General features: G+C 26.5%; 9 protein-coding genes. 8 read left to right on the top strand and 1 reads right to left on the bottom strand.

The window, feature by feature from the left end:
- Positions 1-900: 900 nt before the first annotated feature.
- On the bottom strand, positions 901-1,146 hold the full coding sequence (locus B8978_RS18970) for a hypothetical protein (protein ID WP_084117849.1): 246 nt from the start codon (positions 1,144-1,146) through the stop codon (positions 901-903).
- Positions 1,147-1,420: 274 nt separating this feature from the next.
- Here B8978_RS18970 and cas10 point away from each other — a divergent pair, with 274 nt between their 5' ends.
- From cas10 to B8978_RS18930, 8 genes are all read left to right on the top strand, one after another.
- A complete protein-coding gene (gene cas10, locus B8978_RS18965; RefSeq protein WP_084117848.1) occupies positions 1,421-3,550 on the top strand; it encodes a type III-A CRISPR-associated protein Cas10/Csm1 in 2,130 nt (709 codons plus the stop codon).
- On the top strand, positions 3,543-3,950 hold the full coding sequence (gene csm2, locus B8978_RS18960) for a type III-A CRISPR-associated protein Csm2 (RefSeq protein ID WP_176212759.1): 408 nt from the start codon (positions 3,543-3,545) through the stop codon (positions 3,948-3,950). Before cas10 ends, csm2 begins: the two co-directional genes overlap by 8 nt.
- A gap of 15 nt (positions 3,951-3,965) precedes the next feature.
- Positions 3,966-4,724, top strand: a complete 759-nt coding sequence (gene csm3, locus B8978_RS18955) for a type III-A CRISPR-associated RAMP protein Csm3 (RefSeq protein WP_084117846.1) — start codon at positions 3,966-3,968, stop codon at positions 4,722-4,724.
- A gap of 12 nt (positions 4,725-4,736) precedes the next feature.
- Positions 4,737-5,783: a type III-A CRISPR-associated RAMP protein Csm4 gene (gene csm4 / locus B8978_RS18950; protein ID WP_084117845.1), complete on the top strand. Its 1,047-nt coding sequence runs from the start codon at positions 4,737-4,739 to the stop codon at positions 5,781-5,783.
- A complete protein-coding gene (csm5, locus tag B8978_RS18945) occupies positions 5,783-6,865 on the top strand; it encodes a type III-A CRISPR-associated RAMP protein Csm5 (RefSeq protein WP_176212758.1) in 1,083 nt (360 codons plus the stop codon). Before csm4 ends, csm5 begins: the two co-directional genes overlap by 1 nt.
- A complete protein-coding gene (locus B8978_RS18940) occupies positions 6,862-8,355 on the top strand; it encodes a hypothetical protein (protein ID WP_084117843.1) in 1,494 nt (497 codons plus the stop codon). The genes csm5 and B8978_RS18940 overlap by 4 nt, the downstream gene beginning before the upstream one ends.
- A 2-nt stretch (positions 8,356-8,357) precedes the next feature.
- Positions 8,358-9,050 (top strand): hypothetical protein, encoded by a 693-nt coding sequence (locus B8978_RS18935; RefSeq protein WP_084117842.1) that lies wholly within the window; start codon positions 8,358-8,360, stop codon positions 9,048-9,050.
- Positions 9,051-9,457: 407 nt separating this feature from the next.
- The gene (locus tag B8978_RS18930; RefSeq protein ID WP_242950599.1) at positions 9,458-10,258 is read left to right on the top strand and encodes an ATP-binding protein; all 801 of its coding nucleotides are present in this window, start codon (positions 9,458-9,460) and stop codon (positions 10,256-10,258) included.
- The last annotated feature ends 299 nt before the right edge of the window (positions 10,259-10,557 follow it).

Raw genomic sequence — 10,557 nt, 5'->3', positions numbered from 1 at the left:
GATGTACGCATTTAGAGTTTGTGCGGGAGAACATATAACTTCATCAACAAAATAAGTATTACTTTGAAGATTAGGTGTAAAAAGCGAATAATGGTGTGGATTTTTACAACCGACATAATAAATTAAAGTGCTTCAATCTATTGTAGATCAATGCTTTGAAGTGTTTTTTATATGTTTTTTTGAAAAAATGAAAATCGGTTGGAAAAATTTTGAGGAAAGCCTTTATTAATGCGGTTTAAGAGAGTATAATGAAAATAAAGAATGGCTTGTTTTCAGTAGTTGAACATTAACATAGGATGTATTTAAATAGTGTTAGCAGCAAATGCAGTATCAGCAAGCAACAGTTGAACATTAACATAGGATGTATTTAAATCTTGTTTGATTAACATTAAGACTATTTAAAAACAGTTGAACAATAACATAGGATGTACACATCTAGAGTTTGCACGAGAGTGCATATGACTTCATGAACAAAATACTCAGATGTCAAAGAAATAATGTATTAAACCAATTATGAACAATAACATAAGATGTATTTAAATACTATTGCCTCAGACACCTAGATCAAAGTCTATTGCAATACTTTTTCCAGGTGGGGAGGGAAATTGTGATAATACACCTCTTCATTATGCTAGAAAAGCAAGGTTATTATCATGGTGCAATGTTTTAAGTTTAGAATATGGATGCCAACAAGGACTACAAAGAAGAATTCTTTAAGGAAACAGTTGAAGAAGTTAAGTAAGCTATTCACAAGTGTTCTTGTAGCGCACATGAGAATATATATTTCATTAGCAAAAGTTATAGTTATAAAAAATAAACATGCAACCTTCATGAACTATTTTATATTTATATGTAAAGGTTGGGTGTTTTTATAATTGCTAAAAAATTAATTGGGTATTATTACTTCATATCAATAGCTTTTACTACTACGGCATCCACATTTTCTAAATCATGAATCATAGCTTTTAATTTTTCTTCTTTGTCGCGGAAATTTAAAGTTATAAGTCCATGTTCCCTTTCACCTGAGTCATGGGTTCCAAACCTAGAAATAATACTATTACCGTATTTTGTCAGTATTTCTTGAACCTGTGGGACTGCTTTTGTTCTCTTATCAACAAGAATTCCAACTATACTTAATTTATCCAAAACAATTCACCATCCTTTGATGTTGTATTATTATATCCCATTTTTGCTTTAATATTCAGTGGTATATGTTGATATGAAAAGTTGCTTCGTTTTATGGCTAAAAGTATTAAATTTATACTGTTTTTATTAATGATATAAAACAAAAATTAATGCAAAATATGGTATAATATATAAAAATATGATTATTATAAATATAAAAACAAACTTCTTTAGTTTAAAGCACTGATTATATTAGAATTACAGATATAGAGTAATTAAAAAGGAGGCTAAATTCTTGAAGTGTAGTAGGTTGATGTACTCGTTTGCTAAATATTTAGAAAATATCGACAAAGGGAAATACTATAAACTATTAAAAATATTTTCAATTGAAATTAATGATAATATAGAAAAAGCATATAAAGTGGCTTTAGGCAATCGAGAAGGTAAATTTAAAAATAACTGTATATATAAATTGAAAAATATACTATCAAATTCCCAAGATAGTTATTTACCATTTACAGAATTAAAATTAGACATTAAATCATTAATTAATAGGAGAAAAGAAAATAATACAATTCAAAAGTATTTGTGGGATAAATATATTGATGAAGTACTTGATAAGCTTGAGTATAATAAGGATAATTTTAAAAAGGTTTATTACATATGTATGAAATATTTAAGTAACGTTCCTGCTGTAAATATAGAAAATTGCAATATTTCGTTGTTTGATGTTTGTAAGATAACTTCAGCTATAGTAACTTGTCAGGAAAAAAATGATAATCAGTTTATATTAATAAAAGGTGATTTTTCGGGAATACAAAATTTTATATATAAGACTAAGAAAGCGGATGCTTTAAAAACATTAAAAGCTCGCTCACTTTATTTAACTCTTTTGCAGGATTTATGTTCAAAATATGTAATTAGAAAACTAAAACTTAATATAACTAATATTTTATATAGTGGTGGTGGAAATTTCTATATTATAGCAAGTAAAGAGCATATAGAAGAGTTTCAAAAAATAAGAAAAGAATTAAGTGAACTTTTGCTTAATGCCCATAACGGAGAACTTTATTTAGCTTTAGCAGAAGTTGAATTTACATTAGATAACTTTAATGATTTTGAAGAAGTTTGGAAAAAAGCTGGAGAAAGTGTAGGAAAAGTTAAAAATAAAAGATGGAGTGAAATAGGACTTAAAGAAAACTTTAAAAAAATATTTGGACCAATTAGCAATGTTGGAAAATTAGGACAAACATGTAGTGTTTGTAATCGTATATCGTATGAACTAGATGAAGAAAAAAGATGTCCATTATGTCAATCATATATAGAATTGATAGAAGATGCAAGAAATAAAAAGTATTATATAGAGAAAAAGGTAGAATTTGATTTATTAAAAGATAAATATAATAGCGTAAATGAAATATTTGGAGCGTTAGGCTATAATATTTCTTTTTCACAACGTTTTTATTTAAGAGATAAGAAAACAGCTGTATATTCAATTAATGATTTTGATAATGATAATGCAGATGGATATATTTTCAAAAGTATAAAACTTATTACAGGATCACTAGATGAAATAGTAGGCAGTAGTCAGGCAGTAGGAGATAATAAAATTGGTGTTATTAAATTAGACGTCGATAATCTTGGAAGCTTATTTATAAATGCAAAAAGTATTGGACAAGTTGCTGGTTTAAGCAGAAATATCTCAATGTTTTTTGAAGGCTTTGTTGAACAAATAATAAAGAATAATTATATGCCTGAAGAATGTAGGCAATATTTAAAAACAAAAAATTGGGAAGAAAAAATCACAATAATTTATGCTGGTGGTGATGATACCTTTTTAGTAGGAAGGTATGATGAAATATTTGAGTTTGTATATATACTTAGAGAATTGTTTAGAGCATTTGTAGATTGTAAAGATAAAACTTTTTCGGCTGGTGTGGGTATGTTTAATTCGGATTTTCCAATTATTAAAACAGCCGAGATTACAGAAGATTTTTTATCAAAAGGAAAGTTGACAGAAGGGAAAGATAAAATATGCTTTCTTGGAGAGATTTTTACTTGGCAACAATATTTACAATTAATTAAATTAAAAAATCTTATCGAAGAAATATATGAGAAAACTCAAAGCAAAAGTGTGTTTGAAAAAATAGATAAAAGTACTAAAGGTTTCAAAGCAGTTTTTAAAAAAGGTGATAGAAGTATAAATTATGTGAAAATGTATAGATTAGCATACTATTTAAAGGATTTAAGAACTGAAGATAGTAGTGCATTAATTGAAAATTTAGTAAATCAATATGAAAGTATATGTTTAAGTGCAGTAATAAAATCAGATTTGAATAAACAGGCTATGATAATACCATTTGCTAATAAGTGGGCACAATGTAATTGTAGGCAGATAGAAGGAAAGGGGAATAAGAGTGAATAACAGTAATAGATGGGATGATAGTGAAAAGTATTTAAAGTATTTTAGTGAAATTATACTTAAGATTACAAGTTTAAGAGAAGGTTATGATGTTTATATAGACGAATGTAAGAAATATGCTCAATACTTAAAAAGGGAAAAGGTAACCACTTCTCAAATTAGAAAAATATATAGTGATATTATGAATGCTGAAACAGCAATGGATTTGAAGAGATTAAGACCAAGACTTGCATATATAGCTGGTAAAAACGGAAAAAATTACGGCATTATAAGTCTAATTAATATATTAGATGAAGGTATTAAAAATTTAGAAGTTAGTGATAATGAAGAAGAGAAAAAATCTCTAAAAGAATTTATTGAAACCATAGTAGCATATAGAAAATATTATGGGGATAATACATAAGGGGGGATTAGTAAAATGCTAGGTAGATTAATTATAAATGCAGATTTAGTTGTTAAAACAGGATTACATATAGGTGGAGGAAATTCAAGCGTTGAAATTGGTGGAATAGATAACAGTGTTATAAAAAATCATAAAGGTGAGCCTTATATTCCAGGCTCGTCTTTAAAAGGTAAGTTAAGGAGTCTTACGGAACTTGCACATAATAAAATAGGCAAAAATGAAAAAGGTGAAAATCTCCCATGTAATTGCGGAGAATGCATTATTTGTAAAATATATGGAGCTTCTGCCAGTGAAGAAAATAAAACTCAAGATAGATTGCCAACAAGAATAATAGTAAGAGATGCTTTCTTAAAAGATAGCATAGCTGAGGATATGAGAAAGAAGAGAGGAGAATTTAAAGAGTTAGAATTAGCATATACAGAATCAAAATGGGAGAATTCAATAGATAGGTTAACTTCTAAAGCAAATCCAAGGCTTTTTGAAAGGGTTCCAGAAGGAGCTATATTTGAATTAGAGGTGATTTATACAATATATAATGAAGAAGATATAGGAAATTTTAAGTATTTAATCGAAGGATTTAAATTTGTTGAAGATGATTACTTGGGGGGGAATGGTACAAGAGGATATGGTAAGGTTAATCTAGAGAATATTAAATTTTTTGTAAAAACAATAGATGATTATACAATTAAGCAATTTGGAGATGTTAAAGCATCCGTAAACGAAATTAATGACACATGGATTAGCGAGCTAAAAAAAGAAATGATTCATAGTTAAGTGGGTGACAAAATGAAGAAAGTTATATTAAGTTTTAAAGACAATGCAAAACTTCATATTGGTGATGAACTATATGATTATATTTCTTCCGATAAATTATACTCTATGGTTATTAATGCTTTATCTTATGTTATTACAGAGAATGAACTAAATGTGGTAGTAAAGGCAATAAATGAAAAGGTGAAAATATCATCAGCTTTTTTAGGATTGAAAATAACTAAAAATAATGTTTCAAAATATATAGATTTTTTACCTAAGCCTTATTTATTAATTAGAGAAAAAGAGATTTCTAAGGATATAGAAGAAAAAAATTTGTTAAATAGGAAAAAATATAAAAATATTAATTGGGTATCTTACAATGCTTTTAAGAATTTAAGTGAAAAGTACGATTTTAAGGAAGATGTGATTGACTACAGTTTTAAAAATGGATTCATTGTTGATGGAAGATATTATATAGAAAATCATGAAGTGGATAATAATGTTATAAAGATATTAGAAAATTATTATCCAATAAAAAAAGATATGCTTCAAAAAAATGTAATTGACAGATTAACCAAAGAATCTATAGATACTTATTATGATTCATTTAGTGTTTTGACAACTAATGAGTCAGATGGAATAAAGGTAGAACCGTACTTTTATTTTTTTATAGATGATAATAAAGAAATATTAAAAGATAAATATATTAAAGCACTTGAATTTATATCTATAGGTGGAAAGAGGTCATTAGGTGCAGGAGTAATTGAAAAAATAGATATAAATGAATATAAATTTAATGTTTGTGATAATTTTAATAGGTATGTAAATCTTTCAATGCTTTATCCAAAAGAAAGTGATTTGGCAAGTATAAGTAAGTATTCTTTAGAAAATAGAAATGGGTTTATTTTTTCAAAGAAAGCAACAAGCATAAAAAAGCCAACATTAAGGATGATAAAAGAAGGGAGTATTTTTACTGGAAAAGTAGAAGGAGATATTTATTCGTTTAAGGTAGATGGCATTAGTCATGACATACATGTTTATGGTAAGGCTTTTTTGTATCCATTTGGAGGTGAGAAATAGTGAATTATTTACAGAAGGATATAATAAATTTAGAAATAAAAATACTTTCACCTGTTTCAATTTTAAATGACAATAATAGTAAATTAAGTCCTTACATAGATATGATAAAAGATAAAAATGATTTTGTTTTGTTAGATGTTGATAAAATTGCAGAGATACTTATTAATGATAAGGATTATTACAATAAATATTTGGAAATCTTGAGGAATAAAAGAAGTAACAGTATAGATAAATATACTATAAAAAATTTACTGAAGGATAAAAATATAAATTTGAAAGAGGTTGAGTCTGGTAGAATTAAATGTAACGGCAACATAAGAGGAAATGTCGAAATAAGTACATGTATTAAATCTAGAGGTATATCGTATATACCAGGAAGTTCCTTAAAAGGTGGTATTAGAACGGCCGTTTTATACAATAAGATAGGTAAAAATGATGTTGTAGATAAAAAAAGAATATTTTTTAAAGAGTATATGGGACAAGATATATTTAGAAAAGATTATAAATTGGTACAAGATGATATTTTTAAAAACTTAATAATAAGAGATACAGATATAGATGCTGAAGTAAAAACATCCATATATGAAGCAAGAAGTATAAATATATATAAGGACATTGATTCTGAAAAATTAAATTTAGATATGAAGATTCTTTTAGAGGGAATAGATAAGGACCAGACATTGTATTCACAAATGATATTGAAGAATAAATTTTTTACAAAAGAAGATTTATTTTATAAAATAAATGATTTTTATGAGAAAGTTATAAGTAAGGAAATAAGGGAGATATCAAAAGTTAAGTTTAGTGAAAAGAATGTTATTATAAATGAATATAACCTTTTGCTAGAAAAAATAAGAGGATTTAAAAAAGATAATAGTGGTTTTATATCAAGAACTGGAAAATTAAAGGGGTTTTTCAGTAATACATTAGCAGCAGAACTTAATGATGACGAAATTTATAAGCTTGTAATAAAGTTAAAAAAGAAAAGAAAAAAAGGAGAATTTCCTACAACAAAATGGGTAGTCTTAAAGAATGATAGTATCGAAGGAACTTTCGGATGGATTGAGGTGAGGAAAGTATGAAGAATGTACTTATTATGAATTTGGGAGCTCAAGATTTACAGATTAAGAAAGATAAGCTTGAGAAAATGGTGGATTTATTTAGCGATGATGATGAAATGAAAAAGACATTAGAATCAGGGAGCATAATAAAAAATAATTTTAGAGTGCATCCTAATAATTTTAGAAAGTTGACTAATAAATTATTAGAAAATTATCCTAAAGGCATTGAATGTATTGACTTTCCAATAATTAAATCAATTATTAAAAAAGTTGAAAAAGTATTAGAAAATGAAAAATTGCAAAAGATTATTTTAATAGTAACGAATCAGAATGATATGCAGAACAATGGAAAAGATACTATATATCTAGGAGGAATAATAGAAAAATTAAGTATTGATAAAAAATTAGGAATAGAATTAGATAAATCAATAGAAAACGTAGAAATAGTTACTTGCTGTACAAAATTAAATCCTTCTGATTATGATGAAATGACAAGATTTTATGATGAAGAATTAAGAAAAGAATATGATTCAGATGCTATTTTTTTAAACATAACAGGTGGTACACCAGCCATGTCGTTTGGATTATTATATAATACGAGTATAAATTCAAGTTGCAGAGTTATACCATTCTATACGAAACAAAATACCAATACGTCGGTAAAGTTTAATATATGTGAAACTTTTAGAAAAGATGATGATAAAAGCCGTATATGTGAATTTATTAATAAAAATGATTATATGGCAACAAAAATATTACTTGAGAAATATAATAAAAAATATGAAGTCTCAAAGAATAAATATCAAACGGTGTTAAATATGTTAAAGGCAGCACACTCACGAATTCAATTTGATTTTGAAAATGCAAGTAAATACATAGAGAGTGCAGAAGATTATGATAGCGAAAGCAGAAATGTCTGCGATGAATTTATAAATTTTTTAAAACAGTTAGTTAACAAGAAAAATGAATACCTTTTAAATGAAGTGAAAAATAATGCTATATATGAATACCAGAATGGGGCGTATACTGATTTCCTTGGCCGTATTTTTAGGATGCAGGAAGATATATATAGATCTATTTTAATATATAAAAATGTGTTGAAAAAGGGTGAAGAAAGCGGTAAAGTTCAATTTACTAGAGAAGAACTCGAGTATATTAATTCCAAAATCAAGAGCAAATGTATGAAACATAAACCTAAAATTGATATAATTTATATGAATAATAAATTGAAAGAAATTTTAGAAGAAAAAAGTAAAGAATATGATTTATATAGTTATTGTACTAAAATGAATAAATTAAAACAAATAAGAAATAATAGTGTATTGGCTCATGGTTATGAAGGTGTATCAAAAAATAAAATAGATGATGAAATTGGAGATGCTATTAAATTTTTAGATAATCTAATATTGAAATATAAAAAAGTATTTGATATAGAAATTAATGACGATAAGTTTTATGAAAAAGATGGGGATTTCAATAAACAATTGATAAAACTTGTAGAGGAGATTTAAAAATGAATTTTTACGAATTGAAAATAAAAATTAAGCTATCGAAAAATATGAATTTTATTGAAGTTCCTTATAATATTGGTGTATTTATAAATAACTCTATGTTAAAAACAACTTTGCTAAAAAAAATTCATGAAGAAAAGTTTTATAAATATGTATATGATACTTTTTATCCAATAGAGAAGGACAAGATATATAAAAAAGGCAAAGTATATTCTTTTAAACTTAGAAGTATGAATATTCAGTTGCTGAATAAAATGGCAATAGCTATTTATAATCATAATTATAATGATATTAAGGCTATAGATGTTGATTTAAAAGTGCAAGAAGTAGATAAAATTAATGAAATATATACTTTAAAACCTGTTATTGTTACTATAGATAGTAAGCCATGGCTCAAAGAAAAACATTCAGTAGACTTATTAATGAAAAGGTTAAATGATAATTTAGAGAAAAAACTTAAGCAAATTGGAGAAGAGTGTGGAGACAAAGAATTAGGAATGTTTATTAATGAAATAGAAATTTTAAATAGATTTCCTATGAAATATAGATATAAGTCTATTAATTTGTTGGGAAATAAAGTACAGATAAAGGTTAATCAAGATGAGTTTAGTCAGAGAAAGGCTTTAATAGCTATTGCTTTAGGACTAGGTGAAAAAGGGAGCAGCCTTGGAGCTGGATTTTGTAATTATAAATAAATCGATTAAATGTATAAAGCAAAATGAAAATCGGATTGAAGAATTTTAAGAAAAGTTTTTATTAATGCGGGTTGAGGGAGTATAATGAAAATATAGGATGGCTTGTTTACAGTAGTTGAACATTAACATAAGATGTACACATCTAGAGTTTGCGCCAGAGCGCATATGACTTCATGAGCAAAATACTCAGATGTCAAAGAAATAATGTATTAAACCAATTATGAACAATAACATAAGATGATGTATTTTCCTAAAATTGTATCCCATTATGATGTGTTGCACAATGTACTGATGATATGCTTTATATAATTTAGTGTAAAAAATGATTAGAAGGTAGCAGTTTATATTTTAGTACAAGTAAGTTTTTAGCCATTAAGAAGTTTGTCTATAACAAAGGTGGTATTTTTATGAATAAAACAGAAGAAGAACTAATAAGACTTTTCGAAGCAAATGGGAGCATACATTTTGATATATCGCCTGTATATAATACTTCAATAAAAGATTTAAATATGGATATAATTAGAGATTATTTTTTTAAATATAATACTTTCGATTTGTACGAAGAAGATAAAAAAAGCATAGAAAGAATATTGATTAATGCTGATATATTGAAAGAACTTGATAGCAGGGTTGTCTGCTCTGTAGGTGGACTATTGATATTTGGTAAAAGAACTGAAAATGTTATGCCTCAAAATGGAATTAGCTTTGCACATTTTAATGGAAAAGAAATAACGGATGATCTCATAGATAAAAAGGTGATTTGTGGAAGACTTCAAGACATAGCAGAGCAAACCCTAGTTGTATTAAAGAACAACATTAAAAGTCCATCTGTAATTAAAGACTTAAGAAGAGAAGAAAAAGAAGAATACCCAATTACAGTACTTAGGGAAGCTATTGTGAATTCTCTTGTTCATAGAAATTATAGTATAGAAGGATCGAAAATAAGAATTTTTATGTTTGATGATAGAATTGAATTCCATAGTCCAGGAAAACTTCCCAATACGGTAACAATTGAAAAGATGAAGATAGGTGTATCTTATGCAACAAATCCATTTTTGGTAAAGTATATGGAGAATATGAGATATACAGATCAATTTGGAAGAGGAATCCCAATGATATTTAAAAGTATGAAAGATATTGGTGCTATGGAACCTGAATTAAAAGAAATTGGAGAAGAATTTATAATTACAATATATGCTGCAAAGTAGAATTGATAAGCAAACGTTAAGATGAATTTTTCCAACCGACATAATAAATTAAAGTGCTTCAAGTCATTGTAAATCAATACTTTGGAGCACTTTTTATATGTTTTTTTCGAAAAATGAAAATCGGTTGGAAAAATTTCAGAGAAAGCCTTTATTAATGCGGTTTAAGAGAGTATAATGAAAATAAAGAATGGCTTGTTTTCAGTAGTTGAACAATAACATAGGATGTATTTAAATTATCTTACCTAACTGTTTAAGTCTTTTCTTTACTGTCGTTGAACAATAACATAGGATGTATTTAA

This window comes from Clostridium acidisoli DSM 12555 (genome assembly GCF_900176305.1).
In the GTDB taxonomy this organism is placed as follows: Bacteria; Bacillota; Clostridia; order Clostridiales; family Clostridiaceae; genus Clostridium_I; species Clostridium_I acidisoli.
This window is presented reverse-complemented; position numbering and strand designations above follow the sequence as displayed.